Source organism: Vibrio sp. 1557, assembly GCF_033340175.1.
Lineage (GTDB): Bacteria > Pseudomonadota > Gammaproteobacteria > Enterobacterales > Vibrionaceae > Vibrio > Vibrio alginolyticus.
The window spans coordinates 132,164-156,853 of record NZ_JAWOVZ010000006.1 but is presented as its reverse complement, the minus strand read 5'-3'; the positions used below and the strand labels follow the sequence as shown (position 1 = coordinate 156,853).

Annotated in this window: 22 protein-coding genes; 11 read left to right on the top strand and 11 right to left on the bottom strand. The window is 43.8% G+C overall.

What is annotated here, in order from left to right; translation table 11 throughout:
• Positions 1 to 27: 27 nt before the first annotated feature.
• Complete coding sequence (locus R7070_RS10615) at positions 28 to 1,416, bottom strand: peptide MFS transporter (RefSeq protein ID WP_005382097.1); 1,389 nt, start codon at positions 1,414 to 1,416, stop codon at positions 28 to 30.
• Positions 1,417 to 1,749: 333 nt separating this feature from the next.
• Between R7070_RS10615 and rfaH the strand changes: the two genes are divergently transcribed.
• Complete coding sequence (rfaH, locus tag R7070_RS10610; RefSeq protein WP_005382098.1) at positions 1,750 to 2,250, top strand: transcription/translation regulatory transformer protein RfaH; 501 nt, start codon at positions 1,750 to 1,752, stop codon at positions 2,248 to 2,250.
• Between the two features lie 115 nt (positions 2,251 to 2,365).
• On the opposite strand, the gene asnB is transcribed toward rfaH, so the two are convergent.
• The 4 genes from asnB to nagA form a co-directional block, all read right to left on the bottom strand.
• Positions 2,366 to 4,030 carry an asparagine synthase B gene (gene asnB, locus R7070_RS10605; RefSeq protein WP_005384979.1) on the bottom strand — a complete coding sequence of 555 codons (1,665 nt, stop codon included), beginning with the start codon at positions 4,028 to 4,030 and terminating at the stop codon, positions 2,366 to 2,368.
• A gap of 230 nt (positions 4,031 to 4,260) precedes the next feature.
• Positions 4,261 to 5,850, bottom strand: coding sequence for a cation:proton antiporter family protein (locus R7070_RS10600; RefSeq protein ID WP_005384981.1), 1,590 nt, complete (start codon positions 5,848 to 5,850; stop codon positions 4,261 to 4,263).
• 81 nt (positions 5,851 to 5,931) lie between these two features.
• The gene (gene nagC, locus R7070_RS10595) at positions 5,932 to 7,146 is read right to left on the bottom strand and encodes a DNA-binding transcriptional regulator NagC (RefSeq protein WP_017634816.1); all 1,215 of its coding nucleotides are present in this window, start codon (positions 7,144 to 7,146) and stop codon (positions 5,932 to 5,934) included.
• A 2-nt stretch (positions 7,147 to 7,148) separates the two neighbouring features.
• Positions 7,149 to 8,285, bottom strand: coding sequence for an N-acetylglucosamine-6-phosphate deacetylase (gene nagA / locus R7070_RS10590; protein WP_085569963.1), 1,137 nt, complete (start codon positions 8,283 to 8,285; stop codon positions 7,149 to 7,151).
• Between the two features lie 489 nt (positions 8,286 to 8,774).
• Here nagA and nagE point away from each other — a divergent pair, with 489 nt between their 5' ends.
• Both nagE and glnS read left to right on the top strand, forming a co-directional pair.
• On the top strand, positions 8,775 to 10,268 hold the full coding sequence (nagE, locus tag R7070_RS10585; RefSeq protein ID WP_042523155.1) for an N-acetylglucosamine-specific PTS transporter subunit IIBC: 1,494 nt from the start codon (positions 8,775 to 8,777) through the stop codon (positions 10,266 to 10,268).
• Positions 10,269 to 10,544: 276 nt separating this feature from the next.
• Positions 10,545 to 12,215, top strand: a complete 1,671-nt coding sequence (glnS, locus tag R7070_RS10580; protein ID WP_005382124.1) for a glutamine--tRNA ligase — start codon at positions 10,545 to 10,547, stop codon at positions 12,213 to 12,215.
• A 222-nt stretch (positions 12,216 to 12,437) separates the two neighbouring features.
• Here glnS and fcrX read toward each other — a convergent pair whose 3' ends face one another.
• Positions 12,438 to 12,887, bottom strand: a complete 450-nt coding sequence (gene fcrX, locus R7070_RS10575; protein ID WP_005382141.1) for a ferric iron uptake transcriptional regulator FcrX — start codon at positions 12,885 to 12,887, stop codon at positions 12,438 to 12,440.
• 200 nt (positions 12,888 to 13,087) lie between these two features.
• Here fcrX and R7070_RS10570 point away from each other — a divergent pair, with 200 nt between their 5' ends.
• Positions 13,088 to 13,591, top strand: coding sequence for a DUF4442 domain-containing protein (locus R7070_RS10570; RefSeq protein ID WP_005382144.1), 504 nt, complete (start codon positions 13,088 to 13,090; stop codon positions 13,589 to 13,591).
• A 52-nt stretch (positions 13,592 to 13,643) separates the two neighbouring features.
• On the opposite strand, the gene fldA is transcribed toward R7070_RS10570, so the two are convergent.
• The 3 genes from fldA to R7070_RS10555 all read right to left on the bottom strand — a co-directional run bounded on the left by fldA (position 13,644) and on the right by R7070_RS10555 (position 15,327).
• Positions 13,644 to 14,177 (bottom strand): flavodoxin FldA, encoded by a 534-nt coding sequence (gene fldA / locus R7070_RS10565; protein ID WP_005382146.1) that lies wholly within the window; start codon positions 14,175 to 14,177, stop codon positions 13,644 to 13,646.
• A gap of 48 nt (positions 14,178 to 14,225) precedes the next feature.
• Positions 14,226 to 14,447 carry a DUF2788 domain-containing protein gene (locus R7070_RS10560; RefSeq protein WP_005393038.1) on the bottom strand — a complete coding sequence of 74 codons (222 nt, stop codon included), beginning with the start codon at positions 14,445 to 14,447 and terminating at the stop codon, positions 14,226 to 14,228.
• Between the two features lie 112 nt (positions 14,448 to 14,559).
• Complete coding sequence (locus tag R7070_RS10555) at positions 14,560 to 15,327, bottom strand: alpha/beta fold hydrolase (RefSeq protein WP_017819953.1); 768 nt, start codon at positions 15,325 to 15,327, stop codon at positions 14,560 to 14,562.
• 92 nt (positions 15,328 to 15,419) lie between these two features.
• Between R7070_RS10555 and seqA the strand changes: the two genes are divergently transcribed.
• Both seqA and pgm read left to right on the top strand, forming a co-directional pair.
• Positions 15,420 to 15,962, top strand: coding sequence for a replication initiation negative regulator SeqA (gene seqA, locus R7070_RS10550; protein WP_005382149.1), 543 nt, complete (start codon positions 15,420 to 15,422; stop codon positions 15,960 to 15,962).
• A 92-nt stretch (positions 15,963 to 16,054) separates the two neighbouring features.
• Positions 16,055 to 17,701, top strand: a complete 1,647-nt coding sequence (pgm, locus tag R7070_RS10545; RefSeq protein ID WP_025766986.1) for a phosphoglucomutase (alpha-D-glucose-1,6-bisphosphate-dependent) — start codon at positions 16,055 to 16,057, stop codon at positions 17,699 to 17,701.
• 61 nt (positions 17,702 to 17,762) lie between these two features.
• Here pgm and R7070_RS10540 read toward each other — a convergent pair whose 3' ends face one another.
• Positions 17,763 to 18,536: a DUF1853 family protein gene (locus R7070_RS10540; RefSeq protein WP_025766985.1), complete on the bottom strand. Its 774-nt coding sequence runs from the start codon at positions 18,534 to 18,536 to the stop codon at positions 17,763 to 17,765.
• 232 nt (positions 18,537 to 18,768) lie between these two features.
• On the opposite strand from R7070_RS10540, the gene R7070_RS10535 reads away from it, so the two are divergent.
• On the top strand, positions 18,769 to 19,527 hold the full coding sequence (locus tag R7070_RS10535; RefSeq protein ID WP_025766984.1) for a Nif3-like dinuclear metal center hexameric protein: 759 nt from the start codon (positions 18,769 to 18,771) through the stop codon (positions 19,525 to 19,527).
• 92 nt (positions 19,528 to 19,619) lie between these two features.
• Here R7070_RS10535 and R7070_RS10530 read toward each other — a convergent pair whose 3' ends face one another.
• The gene (locus tag R7070_RS10530) at positions 19,620 to 20,909 is read right to left on the bottom strand and encodes a citrate synthase (protein ID WP_005382163.1); all 1,290 of its coding nucleotides are present in this window, start codon (positions 20,907 to 20,909) and stop codon (positions 19,620 to 19,622) included.
• Between the two features lie 396 nt (positions 20,910 to 21,305).
• On the opposite strand from R7070_RS10530, the gene sdhC reads away from it, so the two are divergent.
• Genes sdhC through R7070_RS10510 form a run of 4 tightly spaced genes read left to right on the top strand, consistent with a single transcriptional unit; the run spans position 21,306 to position 24,529 of the window.
• Complete coding sequence (gene sdhC / locus R7070_RS10525; RefSeq protein WP_017634811.1) at positions 21,306 to 21,698, top strand: succinate dehydrogenase cytochrome b556 subunit; 393 nt, start codon at positions 21,306 to 21,308, stop codon at positions 21,696 to 21,698.
• On the top strand, positions 21,692 to 22,036 hold the full coding sequence (gene sdhD / locus R7070_RS10520; protein WP_005382169.1) for a succinate dehydrogenase, hydrophobic membrane anchor protein: 345 nt from the start codon (positions 21,692 to 21,694) through the stop codon (positions 22,034 to 22,036). The genes sdhC and sdhD overlap by 7 nt, the downstream gene beginning before the upstream one ends.
• On the top strand, positions 22,037 to 23,803 hold the full coding sequence (sdhA, locus tag R7070_RS10515; RefSeq protein WP_005382172.1) for a succinate dehydrogenase flavoprotein subunit: 1,767 nt from the start codon (positions 22,037 to 22,039) through the stop codon (positions 23,801 to 23,803).
• 15 nt (positions 23,804 to 23,818) lie between these two features.
• Positions 23,819 to 24,529, top strand: coding sequence for a succinate dehydrogenase iron-sulfur subunit (locus tag R7070_RS10510; protein ID WP_005382174.1), 711 nt, complete (start codon positions 23,819 to 23,821; stop codon positions 24,527 to 24,529).
• Positions 24,530 to 24,690 lie beyond the last annotated feature (161 nt).

Below are 24,690 nucleotides of genomic sequence, written 5' to 3'. Positions count from 1 at the left end.
CGACCCTTTCTACGTTTAGTTGAGCGATCAAGCAACTTGTACTTGCTGCTCTTCTACTTGCTCTGCCGTGCTGTGCGTATTTTCAGCGCCATGCATCCAGCGAACGAGTGTATTAGAGAATAGGAGCAAAATTACGCCACTTACGGTTGCGCTGACCGCAATACCACTAAAGATAGCCATAGCGCCTAACTCGCCTACGTGAGAGCCCACATAGCCCGCAACATAGTTAGCAATCGCATTACAGCCAAACCATGCACCCATCATAAGTGAAGCTAAGCGAAGCGGTGCTAATTTAGTCACCAATGAAAGACCAATTGGTGATAAACACAGCTCGCCTAATGTGTGGAAGAAGAAAGCGCCGACCAACCATAACATCGATGTTTTTACTGTTGTATCTCCACCTTGTTCTAGCACTGCGCCAACCATACAAAGGAAACCAATCGCCAAGAAAAATAGTGCCATCGCAAATTTCACTGGCGAAGTAGGTTCACGTTTACCCAATTTTACCCAAAGGACAGCCAGAACTGGCGCTAGAGTAATAATGAAAAATGGGTTTAGTGATTGGAACCACGCAGCAGGAACTTCGAAACCACCAATCATGCGATCAGTATATTGTTGAGTGTAGATGTTCATCAGACCACCAGCTTGTTCAAAGCCTGCCCAGAAGACAATAGTGAATAAGCTCATGACCAGAATTACTTTTAGTCGATTCACTTCTTCTTTGGTGAGTGGCTGCTTCGTGGTGGCGTTTTTGTTGTTTAGATCTCGTTTCGCCGCTGGTTCGCGACCAATATCACCAAGCCATGATTGAGCCAGTACCATTTGCATCACTAGGCTAACCAGCATACCCACACCAGCGGCAACAAAGCCAGCTTTCCAACCGTAAGAGGTTGTCACAGAGCCAGAAACGACGCCGGCAAGTAATGCACCTAAGTTGATACCCATATAAAAGATAGTGAATGCGCCGTCACGACGGTTGTCACCTTCTTGATAAAGGTCGCCAACCATGGTTGAGATATTTGGCTTAAAGAGACCGTTACCAGTGATAAGTAGGCCAAGACCTAAATAGAAACTGTGTAGCGAACCAATACCTAAAGCATCAGCAGGAAGTGCAAGAGTAAACTGGCCGATGGCCATTAACGCGCCACCAAGCAAAATTGAGCGACGTTGACCTAAATAGTTATCTGCTAGGTAACCACCGATAAGAGGCGTGATATACACAAGCCCTGTGTATATGCCGTATAGGTCTAATGCGTCTTTGGTTGACCAGCCAAGGCCGCCATTCATTGTTGTATCAGTAAGGTAAAGCACGAGAATGGCACGCATTGCGTAGTAAGAAAAGCGTTCCCACAGTTCTGTACCGAACAATAAGAACAGGCCACGTGGATGACCAAAATATTGATGTTGGTTTGACATAAGCTCTTCTAATAATAGTTATTACATTTTTTAACGACTTCTACGTATACAATGCAATTCAACGAGTGACAAATAATAAAATTTTGCCATTCAACTATTTTTGTTTGTTAAGTGGCTGTTTTTGATTGGATTTGCAGATTATATGATGGTGTATTGGTTGTGTTACAAACTTAATTTCCATTTTTGCCTATGGACTTCTTTGTCGTAAGTTGCTGAAAAATGTCGTTAATGCGAGCGATGTATAATCATACTTTTATAGATAAACTGAATATCAATGACTCAACTTTGGCTTAATGCTAGGATAAAAACAAAATAGAATTGGCTAGTAAAAAGATGAAACGTTGGTATCTACTTTATTGTAAACGTGGGGAGCAGGTTAGGGCGAAACAACACCTTGAAAATCAAGGTGTAGAGTGCTTTTATCCAACTGTAGAAGTTGAGAAGATTTTGCGCGGTAAAAGACAAAAAGTCGAGGAACCGCTGTTTCCTTGTTACGTATTCGCTTACTTTGATTATGAGCAAGGGCCAAACTTCACCTCAGTCCGCTCTACTCGAGGTGTTGTTGACTTTGTGCGTTTTGGTGCTCAACCGAAAGAAGTTCAAGGTGACTTGGTCTTCGAATTGATGCAGCTAGAAAAGTGTTGTAATGACAATACCGTTTCTGAATGTATGCCAAAACCAGGCGATCAAATTAGAGTTAAAAGCGGTCAATTTGCGGGCATAGATGCCATCTTCCAAGAACAAGATGGTGAGAAACGCTCAATTATGCTAGTTCAGATGATCACCAAGCGTGTGCCTGTCAGCATAGACAATAGTGATTTAGATTTAAAATAGCCTAATTCCATCAAACATAAAAAGAGGTGCAAAAGCACCTCTTTTTGATCGTATCTAATTTTCTGTCTGTTTTAAAAGGATTGGACGAACCGACCCTTATCTTTATCGTAGAGAATTAGTATGAGTCGTTGTGAACGGTCTGTACTGCACGACCTGATGGGTCAACACAGTTTTGGAACGATTCATCCCATTCAATCGCCTTCGCTGAAGAACACGCTACTGAAGGGCCTCCTGGTACACACTCTGCTGCTGATGGAAGTGGGAATAACTCTTCAAAGATTTCACGGTACACGTAGCCTTCTTTTGTCGTTGGCGTGTTGTATGGGAATCGATATTGAGCTGTTTCCATCTGCTGGTCTGTCACTTTCTGTTCTGCTACTTCTTTCAGCGTATCGATCCAGCTGTAGCCAACGCCATCAGAGAACTGCTCTTTTTGACGCCATGCGATCGATTCTGGCAGGTAGTGCTCGAAGCACTCACGAAGGATGTGTTTCTCCATTTTACCGTTGCCACACATCTTGTCTGCTGGGTTCAAGCGCATTGCTACATCAATGAACTCTTTATCTAGGAAAGGTACGCGTCCTTCAACTCCCCATGCTGCCAGCGACTTGTTAGCACGAGCACAGTCGAACATGTTCAGAGCAAGCAGTTTACGCACTGTCTCCTCGTGGAACTCTTTCGCGTTTGGCGCTTTGTGGAAGTAAAGGTAGCCACCAAAGATTTCGTCAGCGCCCTCACCAGACAATACCATCTTGATACCCATCGCTTTGATCTTACGACCCATTAAGAACATAGGTGTTGATGCGCGGATAGTCGTCACGTCATACGTTTCAATGTGGTAAATCACGTCACGAATCGCGTCCAAACCTTCTTGAATCGTGTACGTCATTTCGTGGTGAACGGTACCAATTTGGTCGGCAACTTCGCGAGCTGCTTTCAGGTCAGGCGCGCCTTCTAGGCCAACAGCAAAAGAGTGCAGTTGAGGCCACCAAGCTTCAGACTTTTCATCATCTTCAATACGCATCGCTGCAAAGCGTTTTGCTACCGCAGATGTAATAGAAGAATCTAGACCGCCTGAAAGAAGTACACCGTAAGGCACGTCAGTCATTAGTTGGCGTTTAACAGCCGCTTCTAGCGCTTCAGTCAATTCTTCTTTGCTAGTGCTGTTACCTTGTACTGCTGCGTACTCGTTCCAGTCACGAACATAGTAACGTGTTGGCTCAGTATCTTTAGAGCTGTAGTAGCTACCAGGAGGGAATTCACTTACTGTTTTACATACTGGAACAAGAGCCTTCATCTCTGATGCCACATAGTAGTTACCATGCTCATCGTGACCTTGATAAAGAGGGATAATACCAATATGGTCACGGCCGACTAAATACTCATCTTTTTCTTCGTCGTAGAGCACAAAAGCGAAAATACCGTTTAGTTCTTCAAGGAGATCTGCACCCATATCTTGGTAAAGTGCAAGAATGACTTCACAGTCTGAATCGGTTTGAAATTCGTACTTTCCTTCGTAACGAGCACGAATTTCTTTATGGTTGTAGATTTCACCATTGACGGCAAGGATGAGCTTCTTATCAGGGCTGTATAGCGGCTGTGCACCACTATTTAGACCAACAATCGCCAAGCGCTCGTGCGCTAAAATAGCACGCTCTGAAGAGTAAATCCCAGACCAGTCTGGGCCACGGTGACGAAGTTTTTTCGACATCTCTAATGCGATAGGGCGCAATGCGGCTGCATCGCTTTTAATGTCTAAAATGCCAAATACTGAACACATACTACATCCTTACTAAACTAAACAATTTCTAATCGGTATGGTTTAAATTTGCCATTACTAATAAAAAAAGCAACGTTTTGTGATTAAAAAAATGATAAAAGGCCTTGTTGTATGGAAAATATTTAACTCAACCGTTGTTTTGGTGAATGAGATCAAGGTTTGGTATAAAAACTATACAAAAAAGGCTTTCTATCAATAGAAAGCCTTCCGAAAAATATCAGTGCTGTTGCTTATTTAATTGGTGTGAATTTAGGTTGAAGTTGTTTACAGACGTGTCGAGCAAAACCGCTACCAGCTTCACTATAAATATTGAATGCTGCGTCAACGCCATTTTCAAGTAAGCCTTCCAATTGATCTGGGTATTCGGCGATAGCGGCAATTTGCCCCTTATATTTTCTGCGTTTAAGCTGCTCAAGTGCTGTTTGGTTACCTTGATGATGTGGCATTGCAAGCAGAACCAGTTTTACATGACCTGTATCTAAAATTCGCTCCCAGAAATCCGGGTCGGTGGCATCACCAGAAATCACATTTCTTCCTTCTGAACGATGATGATGTGCAGCGTCTTCACGAATTTCTATACCCAATGAAATTTTGCCATAGCGTGAACGTAGCTCATCATAAGCGCCCGTTCCAATACGCCCCATACCTAAGATCAATACTTGGGCATGACCTGGGTTGATGAGTTGGTCGCGTTGATTGAGCTTTTCTACCGCTGTCTCTTGCAGCCACTTACCTGAATGTTGATAAATTTTATGGCTAAGGCGGTTAAGTGGCGCGGAAATTACAAAGGATACCGACACCGCAACCGCAATCGCAGCAAGCATATCACTTGGCATCCAGCCCATTTTATAGGCCAACCCAGCAACAATAAGACCAAACTCACTGTAGTTAAATAGTGATAAAGAGGCGAGCAAAGAGGTACGTACTCGAAACTTAAAATGATTAATAGTGACGAAGTACAAGAGTCCTTTGATTGGTAGCAGTAAGATAAATAGCAGGGCGAGAACGACGCCATTCACGCTCAATGAGGCGGATAAACCAATGTTCAAAAAGAAGCAGACTAAAAAGAGCTCCTTCATATTGAATAATGACTTGGATAGTTCTGAGGCTTTTGGGTGACCTGCGAGTAGCATGCCTAAAATTAGCGCGCCCAAGTCTGGTTTCATCCCGACCAACTCGAATAGCCCAGCACCGACAACAAGCGCGAAGAAAATACCGAATAGCACCAGCATTTCGCCGTGGCCAACTTTATCGAGCAGCTTATAGAATAGGGGACGAAGGAAAGGCAGTGCGAACAAACCGATGGCATACCATTCTGGGACTTTTCCGGTTGAAGCAGTCAGGAATACTACGGCAAAAATATCTTGCATAACCAAGATACCGATCGCGAGTGTGCCGTAGGTCGCGTTCATTTCGCCTTTTTCTTGCAATGCTTTTACGGCAAAAACGGTACTAGAGAACGATAGTGCAAAAGCTAAAAGCAGGATTTGGCTGCCGTCCATACTGGCTAGCGAAGTCAAGCCCAGTAGTTTTAAGCCGGATAACGCTAGGGCAAAAAAAGCGGTAGAGAGTATGTTGTGGGCGGTTGCCCCTCCCCATATTTCTTTGGACAGCAGGGTTTTTACATCGAGTTTGAGTCCAATAGTAAACAGAAGAAGAGTAACACCAAGATCTGCGAGAGTGACAATAACGTCATTGCTTTGGTAACCAAATGCATGCAAGCCAAATCCAGCTAGTAGAAAACCAACGAGGGGAGGGAGGCTGCATTTAAGCGCAATAAAACCAGCTAAAAAAGCGGCTGTAATTAGAATAATTTCCATACTGTTGAGCTGTATTCCTGATATACAAAAACGGGCTGTGAAAACACAGCCCGAGATTGTAACTCAATTGGTTGTATAAACTTAGTCTTCCAGTAACTTTTGTAACAAAACTCCGTTTAGCATAGCGCGTTTAATCATCGCAAATGCGCCCATCGTTGGCTGCTTATCAATGTGAGAAGCCACGATAGGGAGGTCGTTATGGAAAGTTTTAAGAGATTGATTCTCTACGTTGCGTTGAATTGCAGGGAAAACAATATCTTGTGCTGCAGTAATATCGCCAGCAATTACAATTTTCTGTGGATTAAATAAGTTAACCGTAATCGCAATCGCTTTACCTAGCTGGTTGCCCACTCGCACTAAACTCTGTTTCGCAAGTTCATCACCATTCATTGCGTGCTGACATACCGATTCAATTGTGATGTTTTCAAGGTCGGTTAAGCTTGATTCGTATCCTTGAGTAATCAGTTGCTTCACTCGTTGAATAATCGCTGGGTTTGCAGCTACGGTTTCTAAACAGCCAAAGTTTCCACATTGGCATTGCTCACCAAGCGGGTCGATTTGGATATGACCAATTTCACCGACGTTGCGGTTAAAACCAAGAAAAACCTGGCCGTTAACGATAATACCTGCGCCAGTACCGCGGTGGACGCTAACCAAAATAGAATCCTGGCAGTCTTGGCTTGCTCCAAAGTAGTGCTCAGCCAACGCCATGCCACGTACGTCGTTGCCAACAAAGCATGCTGTATTAAACTTCTCTCCAACAATTTCACCGAGAGCAAGATTATCGATATCGGTATTAGGCATGTATTCGACCACGCCAGTTGTTGGGTTAACAAGGCCCGGTAAAGTGATGCCGATAGCGATGAGTTGATCAATTTTGTCTTCGCAACGGCTTACGAAATCTTTTAATAAATCGATAAGTCCTGCGATTAAGTCTGCTTGGTTAGTGTAGTGCAGTTCATGCTGATCTTCTGCCAGCGCGGTACCACCTAAATCGTATAAACTGAACTGTACGTAATCTCGACCTAAGCGAACGGCAATCGAATGAAAAGGTTTGACTTCAGTAGTCAAAGAGATCGCACGACGACCACCAGTTGAAGCTTGTTGGGCGACCTCCTTAATAAGGCCGCGCTCTAAAAGTTGGCGGGTTATTTTGGTAACACTAGCAGGCGCGAGCTGACTCACGTCCGCGACTTGAATACGGGAGATAGGACCTTGCTGATCAATCAGCCTATATACCGCAGCGCTGTTAAGCTGTTTTACTAAATCTACATTACCAATCTGTCCGCCATTCATGCTTAATTTTGCTCGTATTGTCCGTTAACAACCGTCGCTTTTACTTTAAAGTCACGATCGAAAATAGTCAGGTTTGCAACCATCCCTTTTCGAACTCGGCCAAGGCGATCCTCAACACCAATTGCTGTTGCTGGGTATAACGTGGCCATTCGTAGAGCTTCGTCTAAAGCGATCCCCGCGTGCTCAACTGAATTCTGAACTGCTTCAATCATTGTCAAAGCTGAGCCGCCTAGCGTGCCATTTTCATCAACACACTTACCATCTCGGTAATATACTTTCTTACCGACAAAAATAAAGTGATCAATGTTAGCACCTGCTGGAGCTGTGGCATCCGTCACCAAAACAAGCTTTTCACCTTTGATTTTATGAGCAATTCGGATGTTTGCGTAGTCGACGTGAAAACCATCAGCAATAATGCCAGCATATACGTCAGGAGTATCGTAAATTGCACCAACAACTCCTGGTTCACGACCAACCATTGGTGTCATTGCATTAAAGAGGTGTGTAGCAAAAGTAATGCCTGCTTCAAAGCTTTTACGTGCTTCGGCGTAGGTTGCATTTGTGTGGCCAATTGAAACCACGATGCCAGCAGCCTTTAATCGCGCAATATGCTCTGGGTCGTTATGCTCAGGTGCTAGTGTTACTTTCGCTACGATTTCGGCGTTTGCGCAGATAAGGTCGATCATGCTTTCGTCTGATGGGCGAATAAAATCGACGTTATGGATGCCTTTTTTCGCGACGTTAAGGTAAGGACCTTCGAGGTGTAAACCAAGCGATTGATTTTGATACTTGTTGTGGTACTCACGAGCTGCGGTAATTGCAGTTCGCATATCTTCATCAGATGACGTAATGAGTGTTGGCAGGAAGCTAGTACAGCCAGATTTGAGGTTTGCCTGGTGCATGATTTGCATGGTTTCAGGGGTAATTGCATCGTTTAGCATTACACCGCCACAACCGTTCAACTGCAGATCGATAAAGCCTGGACTTAGATTAGCGCCTGCAAGGTCTTTTACTTCGATGCTTTGAGGTAGCTCAGAAACCGGCACAATAGATTGAATAAGATCGTTTTCGATGATGACCGCATGATCGGTAAGAACATCACTACCGGTATAAATTTTACAGTTACTTAGCGCGTACATAGTCAGCTAGTCCTTATAGATGAGAATTCAATTTCTATATCGTTATCTAAGTAGAGACTGCTTCAGTCATATGGGTACTTAGTTTGTATCACTGAATTAGATAACGAGTCACATACAGCAAGTCGCGTTTTATCGATGTTATTGTCATAGTAACTAGCTGAAAAGTAATAATTGTATAGTTTTTTATGATTCTTTTTCAGAGCAAAGTTACAGTGATTTACCCGCCTAGATACCAAAATAACACTGATTCTGCCTTGCATAAAGTGCGAGAATATTATCTTTAAAACGCCATTTTTTCGTATAATAAAATAAGTTTTATGATCTCGCTAGCAAAAACCTTCCGAAAGGGCAAATTGTGGTGATTATGATCACAAACGGTGAGCTTTTAATTTGCGGAGCAAAATTAATATCATAAACTTAGGATGACTAAATTGGACGGCTGAAATAAGTCATTCAACATAACATCTAATCCTATAGGGGGAACTTAAGGTGAACATTCTCGGATACTTCCAGAAGGTGGGTAAGGCGCTTATGGTGCCGGTTGCCACACTTCCTGCAGCAGCAATACTCATGGGTATTGGCTACTGGATCGACCCAAATGGCTGGGGCGCAAACAGTGCACTTGCTGCATTTCTTATTAAAGCTGGTGCAGCGATCATTGACAATATGTCAGTATTGTTCGCTGTTGGTGTTGCTTACGGAATGTCTAAAGACAAAGATGGCGCCGCTGCACTTTCAGGTTTCGTGGGCTTCTTAGTTGTCACAACGCTTTTGGCCCCTGGTGCAGTATCACAAATTCAAGGCATTGACCCAAGTGAAGTACCTGCTGCATTTGGTAAAATCAATAACCAGTTCGTCGGTATCTTGGTTGGTATTGTTTCTGCTGAGTTGTACAACCGTTTTTCTCACGTAGAGCTGCACAAAGCACTGGCGTTTTTCTCTGGCAAGCGTCTTGTACCGATCCTAACGTCTTTTGCTGGTATCGTTATTGCGTTCATCCTGATGTACGTTTGGCCATCAGTTTACGGCGGTCTGGTCAGTTTTGGTGAAAGCATTCAAGGTATGGGTGAAGCAGGTGCAGGTGTTTACGCATTCTTCAACCGTCTTCTAATTCCTGTTGGTCTGCACCATGCACTAAACTCAGTGTTCTGGTTTGATGTTGCTGGTATTAATGACATTCCAAACTTCCTTGGCGGTGCGAAATCATTAGCTGAAGGCACGGCAACGGTAGGTGTTACGGGGATGTACCAAGCGGGCTTCTTCCCAATCATGATGTTTGGTTTACCAGGTGCTGCTCTAGCGATGTACCATACTGCGAAATCAAAGAATAAAGAGAAAGTGGCATCTATCATGATTGCAGCTGCGTTTGCTTCATTCTTTACAGGTGTAACAGAACCACTTGAATTTGCATTCATGTTCCTTGCTCCAGGACTGTACGTTCTTCACGCAGCGCTGACTGGTCTATCAGTTTATATCGCGGCATCAATGCAGTGGATTGCAGGTTTCGGTTTCTCTGCTGGTTTAGTCGACTTAGTATTGTCGACTCGTAACCCGCTAGCGGTAAATTGGTACATGCTCATTGTACAAGGTCTTGGTTTCTTTGCGGTTTACTACTTCGTGTTCCGTACCGTGATTGTTAAGTTTGGCCTTAAAACACCGGGACGTGAAGATGATGAAGAAGCTTCATCTAACGTGGCTGGATCAAGCAATTCTTCAGAGCTTGCTCGTCAGTACTTGAAAGCACTTGGCGGTCATGACAACCTAAGTTCTATCGATGCCTGTATTACTCGTTTGCGCCTTTCTGTGAAAGATATGAGCATTATCAATGAGAAAACTCTGAAAGATCTTGGAGCTATGGGAGTTGTGAAGCTAGGTACAAACAACCTACAAGTTATCCTTGGTCCACTAGCAGAGATTGTTGCTGGTGAGATGAAGAATGTATCTAAAGATGAAGACTTAAGTGGTGTTCAGTTACCAGCTTAACTGTTTAATAGTGGTGCGATTGTTTGTTATTGGTATTGCAAACAATTGATACTACAACATCGCAAAAGGCCTCCGCAGGAGGCCTTTTTTCGTTTAGGCCCTTTGAATCTGCTTTGCTTTCACGCCAACTCGATAAATATTGTCGTTTTAGAGCGAGTTCTTGTTGTCTAATTGCTTAGAATTGTGGATCATTAGGAACAATGTACTCTGTGAAACCATACTTGGATACAGGGTTCCGTTTTCTCTGACAATACTAATATTTTTGAGGTGCTATAGATGAGTGAAGCTGATGCTCGTCCATCAAACTTTATTCGCCAGATCATTGATAAAGATCTAGCGGATGGTAAACACACTAGCGTGCATACTCGATTCCCGCCGGAGCCAAATGGCTACCTGCATATCGGTCATGCTAAGTCTATCTGTTTGAACTTCGGTATTGCTCAGGACTACCAGGGTCAATGTAATCTGCGTTTCGACGATACAAACCCTGAAAAAGAAGACATCGAATACGTTGAGTCTATCAAGAAAGATGTAAACTGGTTGGGCTTTGAGTGGAGTGGTGAAGTATGTTACTCATCAAACTACTTCGATAAGCTTTACGAATATGCAATTGAATTGATTAACAAAGGCTTAGCGTACGTAGATGAGCTAAGTCCAGAGCAAATTCGTGAATACCGCGGCACACTAAAGGCGCCAGGTAAACCAAGTCCATACCGTGACCGTTCTGTTGAAGAGAACTTGGCGTTGTTTGAAAAAATGCGCGCTGGTGAATTTGAAGAAGGTAAAGCGTGTCTTCGTGCTAAAATCGACATGGGTTCTTCATTCATGGTCATGCGCGATCCAGTTTTATACCGTGTGCGTTTTGCTACGCACCACCAAACTGGTGATAAGTGGTGCATTTACCCAATGTACGACTTTACGCACTGTATTTCTGATGCATTAGAAGGCATTACGCACTCTATTTGTACGCTTGAATTCATGGATAACCGTCGTCTGTACGATTGGGTTCTAGACAACATCACGATCGAAAGCCGTCCACATCAATACGAGTTCAGTCGTTTAAACCTTGAATACACAGTGATGTCTAAGCGTAAGCTTAACCAGCTAGTTACTGAAAAACTGGTTAATGGTTGGGATGATCCACGTATGCCGACTGTCTCAGGTCTGCGTCGTCGTGGCTTCACACCTGCATCTATTCGTGAGTTTTGTAAGCGTATTGGTGTAACGAAGCAAGAAAATATGATCGAGTTTAGTTCATTAGAATCTTGTATTCGTGATGACCTAAACGAGAACGCTCCGCGTGCAATGGCTGTACTGGATCCTGTTAAAGTTGTTATCGAAAACTTTGAAGCAGGCGCAGTAGAAAACTTGACAGTTGCCAACCACCCAAATAAACCTGAAATGGGCGTGCGTGAAGTGCCATTCACGCGTGAATTGTGGATTGAGCGTGAAGACTTCCGTGAAGAAGCGAACAAAAAGTACAAGCGTTTAGTGCTAGGTAAAGAAGTTCGTTTACGTGGTGCTTACGTGATCAAAGCTGAGCGCGTTGAGAAAGATGCCGAAGGCAACATCACAACGATCTTCTGTTCTTACGATGCAGATACGCTAGGTAAAAACCCAGCAGATGGTCGTAAAGTGAAAGGCGTTATTCATTGGGTGTCAGCTGATAAAGCTCTTCCAGCGGAAATTCGCCTGTACGATCGTTTATTTACGGTGCCAAACCCAGGCGCAGCGGAAGATTTTGCTTCTACTATCAATCCTGAATCATTAGTTGTGATCAATGGCTTCGTCGAGCCTAGCCTAGCTTCTGCAGAAGCAGAAAAAGGTTACCAGTTTGAACGTATGGGTTACTTCTGTGCAGACTCGAAAGACTCTTCAGCAGATAATCTAGTATTCAACCGCACGGTTGGTCTACGTGATACCTGGGCAAAAATTGAGAATCAATAATCTCAATTAATGCTGAGAACGATGAAAAAATGCCAGCAAACGCTGGCATTTTTTATACCTAATCCCACAGAGTGCTATATAGATGTGCAAAACTGTGGAGAAAAAAGATGGGTGTTTAGTAGCTTTTGTTCTGTAACCAAAGTACTGACGTCTAAGGTACTGACTTCTAGAAACAAAAAACGCCAGCATGTGCTGACGTTTACTTTTTAAATTAACAAACCCTTATTTTTTCGGTTTGTGTGCATCTGGATTGTCTTTACAACCACCATCGCTACACTTGCCGTACAAGTATAAGCTGTGGTTTGTTAGTGTGACATTGTACTTAGCTGCAATCTCTTTTTGACGTTCTTCAATAAGATCGTCAGAAAATTCAATTACCTCACCACAGTCTAGGCACACTAGGTGGTCGTGGTGATGTTGAGTCGATAATTCGAAGACTGACTTTCCACCTTCAAAGTGGTGACGAGTTACAATACCAGCATCGTCGAACTGGTTTAGAACTCGGTAAACAGTTGCTAGGCCAATTTCTTCACCTAGATCAATCAACTTTTTGTACAAATCTTCAGCACTGATGTGCTGGCAGTCTGGCTGCTGAAGTACTTCTAGAATTTTTAGCCTCGGAAGGGTTACTTTTAAACCCGCATCCTTCAGCGCCTGATTATTATCTGACATATACTTTCCCGTTGGATCATCTGCAGCGATTTAACAGAATTCAATCTTCCTACCATTATAGGATAAGCGTTCGGAACATTAAACCACGAACTTCAAAGGGTTAATAGAATCTTTTTGTAAATTAGAAACAGGTCCATTATATTACAGCTCTGACCAGTTACAATTGTGTAACATTAAGCTTGGAGAGGGCAGGGATAGCGATGAATAGGCGACTAGCGAAGATATACAAACCAGGAATTGTAAAGTTCGCACTCAATATTTGGCCTCCTTTTTGGGGGGCGGGTATTAAAATCTTACATATTTCTCAAGACTTCCGTACTGTAAAGGTACGTTTAAAGCTTCGCTGGTGGAATAAAAATGCCAATCGCACCCAATATGGCGGCAGTATTTTCTCTTTAACTGATCCTATTTACTCGTTGATGCTGATGGGGATTCTACGAGAGGAATATTATGTGTGGGATAAAGAGGCAAGCATTAACTTTATTAAGCCGGGGCAAAGTGATTTGTTTGCAGAATTTGAGGTCACTGAAGGGATGCTGGAAAACATTTATCAAATGACACGGAATGGAGAAAAGTGCTTTCCTGAGTTTATTACTCATGTAAAAGATAAACAGGGGAATGTGGTTTCAGAGGTTCAACGCAAGCTTTATGTAAGAAAGAAACCTCAGTATCGCGAAGAGGAAGTACTTACCGATGCTGTGTGACAATACATACAAAAAGACCTCCAAGTGGAGGTCTTTGCATCATTCAATTTGATTAGCCTTCTAGCTCAGCTAAACACATCTCTTCATAGATCTGTTTAACCCAGCTTTCAACACGCTCGTCAGTCAATTCTGGTTGGCGGTCTTCATCAATACATAGACCTACGAATTGGCTTTCGTCACCTTCAACAAGTGCTTTAGACGCTTCAAATTCGTAGCCTTCTGTCGAGGTATGGCCAAGAATTGTGCCGCCTTTAGATTCAACGATATCACGGACTGTGCCCATCGCGTCACAGAAGTATTCTGCGTAGTCTTCTTGGTCGCCACAGCCAAAGATAGCCACTAGCTTAGTAGAGAAGTCGATTTGCTCAAGTTCAGGGAAGAAGTCATCCCAATCACATTGTGCTTCGCCGTAGTACCAAGTTGGGATACCTAGAAGAAGAAGATCGAAGTTATCAATGTCTTCTTTGCTGCTTTTCGCGATGTCTTGAACGTGAACTAGATGTTTACCTAGTTGCTTTTGAATCATCTTTGCAACGGCTTCAGTATTACCTGTGTCGCTACCGAAGAAGATACCTACACTTGCCATAGAGTCTATACCTTTACATTGTTTGTTATTGGCGATGCTACTAAGGGTTTAACCTAACCCTGAGCCTTCCCAAGTTAGCTGAATTACACCTTTTGCAATAAAGCCAGCACAGCCTAGGAAAAGGACTAACCACACAATACGACGACCAAAAACAGGTACATTGCCTTGCTTTAGCACATCTTTTATCGCCATCCCGATGAAAAAAAAGATAGCAGCAAAAAGAAGATCGAGCCCAATAGACTCGAGCATATCCATATAGTCGTAAAGCATTTTAGCCCTTCATGCCGAAAAATCTTGGGCGCACTATACCACTGTTAAACGGTAAAGTTAATGCACTACAAGAAGGGTTATTTCAATAATCTAGTGTTGCTTTTCGAATTTGTTAACTGGAAATGTATTTTCGAATGACTCTCATTACTTCTGTCGGTTTCTCGGCGTGTAACCAGTGACCAGTGCCAGCGATAATGTGTGCTTTAGCATGGTTAAATTGTCGCTTCACTGCCGGCTGATGTTCTGGCATTAAGTAGTCAGAGTCGCCGCCTTTGATAAATAAAGTTGGGATATCTGTTGGTGTGATTTCTTGCCAGCCAATAATTTGGTCATAATTCTCAAAAAGGCTCGGTACGTTAAACCGCCAATCCATCTTATCGCCATTTTTGTACAGTGATTTAGAGAGAAATTGTCTTACACCATCGAGTTCAATATGTTGAGCTAGGATATCCATGGCTTGCTGTCGATTTGCTGGTTTTTCATTAATAACAGCATGTAAGCCGTTAAAAACATTATCGTGACGGTTCGTAGTGTAGGCTACAGGCGCCATGTCGAGAACGACTAACTGCTTGACTACATTTGGAGCAATGTCCACAAGAGCCATCGCGACTTTTCCGCCCATGGAGTGACCAATAACAATAGATGGCTCAACGTTTAAGTGCTGAAGGAGCTGAGCCACATCTTTTGCCATATCGGTATAGTTATGGACTTCGGAGTGGAAAGAGAGGCCGTGATTTCTCAGATCAATACTGATCACCGTGTGATCTTTAATAAGATCGCGGGCGAGTAGACCCAGATTACTTAAACTACCAAACAATCCGTGAATCAAAACAACTGTTTGGCCTTGGCCTTCCTGCTTATAGTTGAGTAATGCTGACATTTTATCTTATTCGTGATGGGTTTAACGTGGAGTATCCGCGTGGATCTCGTTATAATCCCCCAGAGTTTAAACATTGAGAATGTGAAAAGCGAATGAAAACAATTGAGGTTGATGAGGATCTATACCGTTATATAGCTAGTCAAACTAAGCATATCGGTGAAAGCGCCTCGGATATTTTGCGACGCCTTTTAAACCTTGATGGTCAGTTGCAGGAAGCTAAAGCCGCGCCTGTAGTAGAGAAGCCACAAGGGATTGTAGTAAGTAAAGATGCGGGTAAAACGGAATCTGTTGATGTAGTGAAAGAAATGCGTTCGCTGCTTATTTCTGATGAGTTTGCCGGTCTAAAAAAAGCGATTGATCGCTTTATGTTGGTATTATCGACCTTACATAAATTGAATCCAGAAGGTTTCGCCCAGGCTACGAATGTAAAAGGACGCAAACGCGTGTACTTTGCAGATAATGAAGAAACCTTGCTAGCAAACGGTAATACGACCAAGCCAAAAGCCATTCCTGGCACACCGTTTTGGGTTATCACGAATAACAATACAAGTCGTAAAAGACAGATGGTTGAACAAGTGATGGCACACATGGGGTTCCAACCTGACTTAATAGAAAAAGTAACAGGTTCAATCTAAGAAACCTGATAGAAGCCTCATAATGCGTCGCAGTGAGCGGATATTATGAGGCTTTTTTAATTTTATTTGTATTGAAAGAAAGGATGTCAAACATGGCTATGCACCCTCGTGCTGGGCAAAAAGCGCAGCAGGAAGATCTTCACAATATCCCAGCACTCGTTGCTAACTACTTCTTACTTCAACCAGACGCGGCAAACGCAGAACACAAAGTTCAATTTGGTACTTCTGGCCACCGCGGTACTGCAGACAAGCACACTTTTAACGAAAACCACATTTTAGCGATCGCTCAAGCGGTAGCAGAAGTTCGTGCTGAGCAAGGCACAACTGGCCCGTTGTTTGTGGGTAAAGACACGCATGCGCTATCTGAGCCTGCTTTTTCAAGTGTGATTGAAGTATTGATTGCAAATGGTGTGAAAGTGATTGTCCAGCAAGACAACGGTTACACGCCAACACCGGGTATTTCACACGCGATTCTGACTTACAACATCAAACACGATGAAAAAGCAGACGGTATCGTTATTACCCCATCACATAACCCACCACAAGACGGCGGAATCAAATACAATCCGACACATGGTGGTCCTGCAGAAGCTGAGTTGACTCAAGCTATCGAAGATCGTGCGAACGAATTGATTGCTGAAGGTTTACAAGGTGTTAAACGCCTACCACTAGCAGAAGCAAAAGCATCGGATCTGTTTGTAGAGATGGACTTGGTGAAGCCATACATTGATGACCTGGTGAACGTTATCGATATGGAAGCAATCCAAAAAGCGAACCTGAAGATTGGTGTAGATCCATTGGGTGGCAGCGGTATCGATTACTGGCGTCAAATTGGTCAGGCATACAACCTAGACCTAACGCTAGTAAGTGAATCGATCGATCCTTCTTTCCAATTCATGTCGCTAGATAAAGACGGCGTTGTGCGTATGGACTGTTCTTCTCCTTACGCAATGGCGGGTCTATTGGCACTGAAAGACGAATACGATTTAGCATTTGGTAACGATCCTGACTACGACCGTCACGGTATCGTTACGCCAAAAGGTTTGATGAACCCGAACCACTTCTTAGCCGTTTGTATTGACTACTTGTACCGTCATCGTGACGCGTGGGGTAAAGACGTCGCTGTTGGTAAAACACTAGTTTCAAGTGCGCTGATTGATCGTGTTGTTGCGGATCTAGGTCGTGAGCTATGTGAAGTGCCTGTTGGTTTCAAATGGTTTGTAGACGGTCTGTACACTGGTAAGTTTGGTTTCGGCGGCGAAGAAAGTGCTGGTGCGTCTTTCCTTCGTAAAGATGGCACGCCTTGGTCAACAGACAAAGATGGCATCTTGCTATGCCTTCTAGCAGCAGAGATCACTGCGGTAACGGGTAAGAACCCTCAAGATTACTATGAAGAGCTAGCGGCGAAGCACGGTGAGTCGAAGTACAACCGTATTCAAGCTGTAGCAAATGGCCCACAAAAAGACGTATTGAAGAAGTTGTCACCAGAAATGGTTGCGGCTGAAACTCTAGCAGGTGATGCTATCACTGCTCGTCTAACGCATGCACCAGGCAATGGTGCTGCGATTGGCGGCCTTAAAGTAACGACAGCTAACGGTTGGTTCGCTGCTCGTCCATCAGGCACAGAGGACATCTACAAGATTTACTGTGAAAGCTTCAAAGGTGAAGAACATCTGAAACAAATCGAAGCTGAAGCACAAGAGATCGTTAATCAAGTGTTTGCAGCCGCTGGTTTGTAAAACATCCAATGGTCAATGTATCTAGCAAAGGGTTGATGTGAAAACATCAACCCTTTCATGTTTAAGTGCCCCGAACCGCTTTATCTCCGGGCCATGAATCTGGTACCACAAACCAGAATTGACCGTCCTCCGTTTGTGCATGTACAAATCGGTCTGAAGGCTTTTCAATGGGTCGAGATAAATCGTCCATACCAATCGCCCAGCATGGTTTGTGTAAATGATAAAGTGGCTTACCGATTAACTCCCATTGGCTCTGGTAGCACCAGTAACCACTAATCTGACTTGGGTTTAGTTCATAACCCAAGCACTCGCTAGGAGTTGGCTCTGGAGTAAACGGATTAATATAGAGTCGTCCTTGCATCAATAGATGCTCTTGTGGGGCGTCGTTTAACGGAATTATTTTTTGAAATTCCGGGCGATCGCTCATTTTCAATTGATGAGTAAGCATTCTATTCAGTTTTGTATGCAGCTGGTCGTGAGCATTCGGACCATACCAAACGCCGTTATAAAGAAGATAAAACTTAATCGCCACTTCCCAGTGTTCTATTTGATTTGATTCTGTATTCCGCAACACCAAATCTATAGCACCAATGGTCTTACCTTCGATGTCGTTTAACTGAACCTCTTCAGCGATAACCTGATATCGTTCTGAACTAGAGAGAACTGCAGTGCATAAGTGCTGATATAAAAAGCCCAATCTTGGATTACCATTGTATTGCTCAGTGTTCTTTAAAGGCGTTACCGTAAGATCCTCTAAGGTTGCAAACGGAGGGCGTAACTTGAAAAGAGGAGGTGAAGTGGCGATCCATTGGTAAAAGCGTTGCAGTTGGTTCATCCGTATCCCTAAATGTATGGTGAGGCGACAAGCTTTGTTATTGTAACTAAATTTGCTTTTGAGGGTAGGGTGGCTAGCATCGATATTAGGGTTCGAGATACACTTTAAATACCTAAATGATATCAAGGTGCCAGATGTCAAAACGTTGTTGTATCAACTAGGTTGCACACTCTCGGTCTGATTTCATCGAGAGGTTATTTAGGTTTACATGCGCTAGAAATTGGAAGTAATAATGAATAACTTAAAGCTAGAACAGATTCTTAATGACAAACTGTCACCGCAGTTAATTAAAGATTACGCACCAAACGGGTTACAGGTAGAAGGGACGCCAGCCGTAAAGCGTATTATCACTGGCGTAACCGCCTCTCAAGCCTTAATCGATAAAGCGATTGAGCTTAATGCAGACGCATTGCTTGTTCATCATGGCTATTTTTGGAAAGGTGAGCCTGAGCCAATTCGTGGCATGAAAGGTAAACGAATTCGTAGCCTGATCAAAAATGATATCAACTTATATGGTTATCACCTTCCTCTAGATATTCATCCAGAGCTAGGCAACAACGCTGAATTAGCTCGCTTACTTGAAATCGAAGTAGAAGGTGGGCTTGAAGGGCACCCTCAGTCAGTTGCTATGTTTGGGCGCTTGAAAAAGCCGATGTCTGGTGTTGAATTTGCGAGTAAGATCAACCAAGTTCTTGAAAGAGAGCCTCTGCATATCGCTCCAGAGAATACTGATAAGATGATTGAGACAGTCGGCTGGTGTACTGGTGGAGGGCAGGATTTCATTGAACTTGCTGTACAGCACGGGCTGGATGCATTTATCTCTGGAGAAATTTCAGAGCGCACCACTTATACTGCTCGTGAAATGGACATTCATTACTTTGCTGCAGGTCATCATGCTACTGAGCGTTATGGTGTTCAGGCCTTAGGCAAATGGCTAGCGGATGAATATGGCCTACATGTGGAGTTTATCGATATTGATAATCCGGTTTAGCGTTCTCCATTAATAACGTTAAACGCAAAAAAGAAAAAAGGGTTGAGACGAAAATCTCAACCCTTTTGTTTGTCTATCTTCGTACTAAAAGATCATTCACGTTCGTGAAGTGGAGAAAACTCACGTTGTGTTTCGCCAGTGTATAGCTGACGAGGACGACCGATGCGGTTCAGTGGATCGCTGTGCATTTCGTTCCAGTGAGCAATCCAGCCGATGGTACGAGAAATCGCGAAGATAACCGTAAACATAGAAACTGGAATACCAATCGCTTTAAGAATGATACCTGAGTAGAAGTCTACGTTCGGGTACAGCTTCTTAGACACGAAGTACTCATCAGAAAGTGCAATGCGCTCAAGTTCCATTGCAACGTCTAGCAGAGGGTCTTGAATGTTTAGCTCTTTGAGAACTTCATGACACGTTTCGCGCATTACTGTCGCACGTGGGTCGTAGTTCTTGTAAACGCGGTGACCAAAGCCCATTAAGCGGAATGGGTCATCTTTGTCTTTCGCGCGGTCTACATATTCAGGGATGTTATCGACGCTGCCAATCTCTTCTAGCATTCTCAAGCAGGCTTCGTTTGCGCCACCGTGAGCAGGCCCCCAAAGGGATGCAATACCAGCGGCAATACATGCAAATGGGTTCGCACCAGAAGAGCCAGCTAGGCGAACAGTTGATGTCGACGCATTCTGTTCGTGATCCGCGTGTAGAGTGAAAATCTTATCCATCGCACGGGCAACCACAGGATTTACTTCATACTCTTCGCAAGGGTTTGCGAACATCATATGCAAGAAGTTCTCTGCGTAGCTAAGGTCGTTACGAGGGTAAATAAATGGCTGACCGATAGAGTATTTGTAACACATCGCCGCCAGTGTTGGCATTTTTGACAGCAGACGGTACGCTGCAATTTCGCGGTGTTCGTCGTTGTTAATGTCAAGAGAGTCGTGATAGAAGGCTGCAAGTGCTCCAACTACACCACACATTACCGCCATTGGATGAGCATCGCGTCGGAAGCCATGGAAAAAGCTTGCGATTTGCTCGTGTACCATTGTGTGACGAGTAACGGTCGTTTTGAATTGCTCGTATTGTTCTCGGGTAGGGGCTTCACCATAAAGAAGGATGTAACATACTTCTAAGTAATCTGCGTTATTGGCTAATTGATCAATCGGGAAACCGCGGTGCAAAAGAATACCTTTGCCGCCATCGATGTACGTGATTGATGATTCACAAGATGCAGTGGCAAGAAAACCTGGGTCAAAAGTAAAGTAACCATTGGCTCCCAGCTTACGAACGTCAATTACAGGTGTACCTAGCGTACCGTCCATAATTGGCAGTTCGATTGGCGCTTGACCTTCAACATGAAGGGTCGCTTTCTTATCCGCCATAACAATCTCCTTTGTTTATTATTTAATCCGTCCAGGATGTTTATGTGCCATTTTTGTACTGTTGTTAAAGCTTAAAGTCAATTTTTCTCCATCTTTGTGTGCACTTGTTATGATTTTTCTCATGAAAATCGTTAAAAATCTGTTCTATGTAGCATAATTTGTTACACCAATTGTATTAGAATGTTGCTCGCCGTATATTGGCAAAGAAAATTTTAGTTAAATCCTTATAAATTCGGGGCTAGAAACAAAGAGTGAGGTTTGTTGCTGGATTCCGTTTGTTAACAACTTGTTTACAATTATCTGAGTGGTTACTCGCGATATTTGTTAAATAGATGTTAACTTTTGTACGTTTGGAAGCTGAAATTGGTTATAACAATAAATGCTCAATGGAGCTGAGTGAGCAAGCCCGTGAAAGAAAGAAAGTCAAGACCTGTTAATTTAGATTTACAGACCATCCACTTTCCTATCACAGCAATCGCATCCATCCTACACCGTGTGTCTGGGGTAATTACGTTTGTTGCGGTGGGTATATTACTGTGGTTACTATCCATTTCTCTGTCATCCCCAATGGGTTTTATGGAAGCCGCTGACATCGTCGATAGCTTCTTCGTAAAATTCATCCTGTGGGGAATTCTTACTGCACTTGCCTACCACATCGCAGGTGGTATCCGTCACTTATTGATGGATCTAGGTCACTTTGAAGAACTAGATTCAGGCACGATGAGCGCTAAAGTCGCGTTTGGTGCAACAGCAGTATTATCATTATTGGCGGGGATCTTGGTATGGTAAAACACGTATCTTCATTTGGTCGTAATGGTGTACACGATTTCCTACTAATTCGTGCAACTGCAATCATTATGACGCTATACACGATTTATCTGATTAGCTTCTGTGCATTTTCAGATATCTCTTACGCATCTTGGACCCAATTCTTTGGTGGTACCTTCACTAAAGTATTCACCATGTTGGCACTTGTCTCGATCCTGATTCACGCTTGGGTTGGTTTGTGGCAAGTATTAACTGATTACATTAAGTGCGCGAAACTACGTGGCGCACTACAACTTGGTGTTATTGCCGTGCTATTCGGCTATGTCTTCTCTGGTCTATTTATTCTGTGGGGTGCGTAAGTGTCTATTCCAGTTCGTGAGTTTGATGCCGTAGTAATCGGCGCTGGTGGTGCAGGTATGCGCGCTGCACTACAAATTTCAGAGCAAGGCCTATCATGTGCTTTGTTGTCAAAAGTATTTCCAACACGTTCTCATACTGTGTCTGCACAGGGCGGCATTACCGTTGCTCTGGGTAACTCGCACAAAGACGATTGGCAATGGCACATGTACGATACCGTTAAAGGTTCCGACTACATCGGTGACCAGAACGCGATTGAATACATGTGTAAAAATGGTCCTGAGTCAGTTATCGAGCTTGAAAAAATGGGTCTTCCATTCTCTCGTTTTGATAACGGTACCATATACCAACGTCCATTCGGTGGCCAATCTAAAGAGTTTGGTGGTGAGCAGGCTGCTCGTACAGCCGCTGCTGCAGACCGTACTGGTCACGCACTTCTTCACACGCTTTACCAGCAAAACGTAAAACACAAAACAACCATCTTCTCGGAGTGGTACGCTTTGGATCTTGTGAAAAACCAAGACGGCGCAATCATGGGTTGTACTGCGATTTGTATGGAAACGGGTGAAATCTGTTACTTCAAATCGAAAGCAACCATTCTAGCTACAGGTGGTGCAGGTCGTATTTACGCATCGACCACTAACGCGCACATCAACACGGGTGATGGCGTTGGTATGGCACTTCGCGCAGGCGTTCCAATGCAAGACATGGAAATGTGGCAGTTCCACCCAACAGGTATTGCTGGCGCGGGTGTTCTAGTGACGGAAGGTTGTCGTGGTGAAGGTGGTTACCTTCTAAATAAAGATGGTGAACGCTTCATGGAGCGCTACGCACCAAACGCGAAAGACCTTGCTGGTCGTGACGTGGTTGCTCGTTCAATGATGATTGAAATTCGTGAAGGCCGCGGCTGTGATGGTCCTTGGGGTCCACATATCAAGTTGAAACTTGATCACCTTGGTAAAGAAGTACTTGAATCACGTCTACCAGGTATCTGTGAACTGTCTCGTACATTTGCACACGTTGACCCAGTGAAAGAGCCAATTCCAGTAATTCCAACTTGTCACTACATGATGGGTGGTGTACCTACTCAAGTCTCTGGCCAAGCAATTAAGCAGAAGGCCGACGGTAGCGAGATGGAAGTACAAGGCCTTTACGCATGTGGTGAGATTGCTTCTGTATCGGTACACGGTGCTAACCGTCTGGGCGGCAACTCATTACTAGACTTGGTCGTATTTGGTCGTGCTACTGGCTTGCACCTTGGCGAAACGCTAGCAGCGCAAGCAGAAGCTCGTCCTGCAACAGAATCTGATATTGAAGCGTCTCTAGCGCGTACTATGCGTTGGGAAAACAGCACTGGTGGTGAAGATCCAGTTCAGATTCGTAAAGACCTACAAGCATGCATGCAAAACAGCTTCTCGGTATTCCGTGAAGGCGATGCGATGGCAACCGGTCTAGAAGAGTTGAAAGTGATTCGCGAACGTTTGAAAGATGCGCATCTAGCGGACAAGTCTTCAGAGTTCAACACGCAGCGTATTGAGTGTCTAGAACTTGATAACCTGATGGAAACCGCGTTTTCAACTGCCGTTGCAGCAAACTACCGTACAGAGAGTCGTGGCGCACATGCTCGTTTCGATTTCCCTGAGCGTGATGATGAGAACTGGCTATGCCACTCTATCTACAATCCGGAAACAGAAGCGATGACTAAGCGTGATGTGAACATGACGCCAACGCATCGTGAAGCTTTCCCGCCGAAAGTACGTACATACTAAAGGGAGGATACGACTATGAAATTAAACTTCTCTTTATACCGTTACAATCCGGATGTGGATACCAAGCCTTACATGAAAGAGTATACCCTTGAGGTAGACGAAGGCTCAGACATGATGGTGCTTGATGCATTGATTCTGCTAAAAGAGCAAGATCCAAGCATCGCGTTCCGTCGCTCATGCCGTGAAGGGGTATGTGGTTCTGATGGTTTGAATATGAATGGTAAAAACGGCCTAGCGTGTATCACACCGTTATCTGCTCTACAAGGCGATAAGATAGTTATTCGTCCACTACCAGGGTTACCTGTCGTGCGCGATCTTATCGTTGACATGACGCAGTTCTATGATAACTATGCGAAAGTTAAACCATTCTTGATTGATGATGGTGCATTACCACCATCACGTGAGAACCTACAATCGCCTGATGATCGTGCGCATTTAGATGGATTGTACGAATGTATCATGTGTGCATGTTGTACAACGTCTTGCCCATCATTCTGGTGGAACCCTGATAAATTCATCGGCCCAGCTGGTCTTCTCGCAGCGTACCGTTGGCTAATTGATAGCCGCGATACGGCAACAGATGAACGTTTGTCTGATCTTGATGATGCATTTAGCGTTTTTCGTTGCCATGGCATCATGAATTGTGTAAGTGTTTGTCCTAAGGGATTAAATCCGACGAAAGCCATCGGTCACATTAAGTCGATGTTGGTTAATCGTTCGGTTTAATTTACTCGCTCTTAGGAATGTCGCAGTGTTGCGGATCACCCGATATGACCGCTTCACTGCTTCAGTAATATTCGAGTAAAGAATACAAAAATTGCCGACCGTATTTTTAGTCGGCTCTTATAGCTCGGCAAAGACCGAAGCAAACGTGAAAACTACTGGTT

What these genes read in the sequence shown, in the direction of transcription:
- fcrX (WP_005382141.1), bottom strand. Translation starts at nt 12,887, where the DNA reads ATGTCAGATAATAATCAGGCGCTGAAGGATGCGGGTTTAAAAGTAACC.
- R7070_RS10600 (WP_005384981.1), bottom strand. Translation starts at nt 5,850, where the DNA reads ATGGAAATTATTCTAATTACAGCCGCTTTTTTAGCTGGTTTTATTGCG.
- R7070_RS10535 (WP_025766984.1), top strand. Translation starts at nt 18,769, where the DNA reads ATGAATAACTTAAAGCTAGAACAGATTCTTAATGACAAACTGTCACCG.
- R7070_RS10530 (WP_005382163.1), bottom strand. Translation starts at nt 20,909, where the DNA reads ATGGCGGATAAGAAAGCGACCCTTCATGTTGAAGGTCAAGCGCCAATC.
- asnB (WP_005384979.1), bottom strand. Translation starts at nt 4,030, where the DNA reads ATGTGTTCAGTATTTGGCATTTTAGACATTAAAAGCGATGCAGCCGCA.
- rfaH (WP_005382098.1), top strand. Translation starts at nt 1,750, where the DNA reads ATGAAACGTTGGTATCTACTTTATTGTAAACGTGGGGAGCAGGTTAGG.
- fldA (WP_005382146.1), bottom strand. Translation starts at nt 14,177, where the DNA reads ATGGCAAGTGTAGGTATCTTCTTCGGTAGCGACACAGGTAATACTGAA.
- nagC (WP_017634816.1), bottom strand. Translation starts at nt 7,146, where the DNA reads ATGAATGGCGGACAGATTGGTAATGTAGATTTAGTAAAACAGCTTAAC.
- R7070_RS10570 (WP_005382144.1), top strand. Translation starts at nt 13,088, where the DNA reads ATGAATAGGCGACTAGCGAAGATATACAAACCAGGAATTGTAAAGTTC.
- R7070_RS10560 (WP_005393038.1), bottom strand. Translation starts at nt 14,447, where the DNA reads ATGCTTTACGACTATATGGATATGCTCGAGTCTATTGGGCTCGATCTT.
- nagA (WP_085569963.1), bottom strand. Translation starts at nt 8,285, where the DNA reads ATGTACGCGCTAAGTAACTGTAAAATTTATACCGGTAGTGATGTTCTT.
- pgm (WP_025766986.1), top strand. Translation starts at nt 16,055, where the DNA reads ATGGCTATGCACCCTCGTGCTGGGCAAAAAGCGCAGCAGGAAGATCTT.
- sdhD (WP_005382169.1), top strand. Translation starts at nt 21,692, where the DNA reads ATGGTAAAACACGTATCTTCATTTGGTCGTAATGGTGTACACGATTTC.
- R7070_RS10540 (WP_025766985.1), bottom strand. Translation starts at nt 18,536, where the DNA reads ATGAACCAACTGCAACGCTTTTACCAATGGATCGCCACTTCACCTCCT.
- seqA (WP_005382149.1), top strand. Translation starts at nt 15,420, where the DNA reads ATGAAAACAATTGAGGTTGATGAGGATCTATACCGTTATATAGCTAGT.
- R7070_RS10555 (WP_017819953.1), bottom strand. Translation starts at nt 15,327, where the DNA reads ATGTCAGCATTACTCAACTATAAGCAGGAAGGCCAAGGCCAAACAGTT.
- glnS (WP_005382124.1), top strand. Translation starts at nt 10,545, where the DNA reads ATGAGTGAAGCTGATGCTCGTCCATCAAACTTTATTCGCCAGATCATT.
- R7070_RS10615 (WP_005382097.1), bottom strand. Translation starts at nt 1,416, where the DNA reads ATGTCAAACCAACATCAATATTTTGGTCATCCACGTGGCCTGTTCTTA.
- R7070_RS10510 (WP_005382174.1), top strand. Translation starts at nt 23,819, where the DNA reads ATGAAATTAAACTTCTCTTTATACCGTTACAATCCGGATGTGGATACC.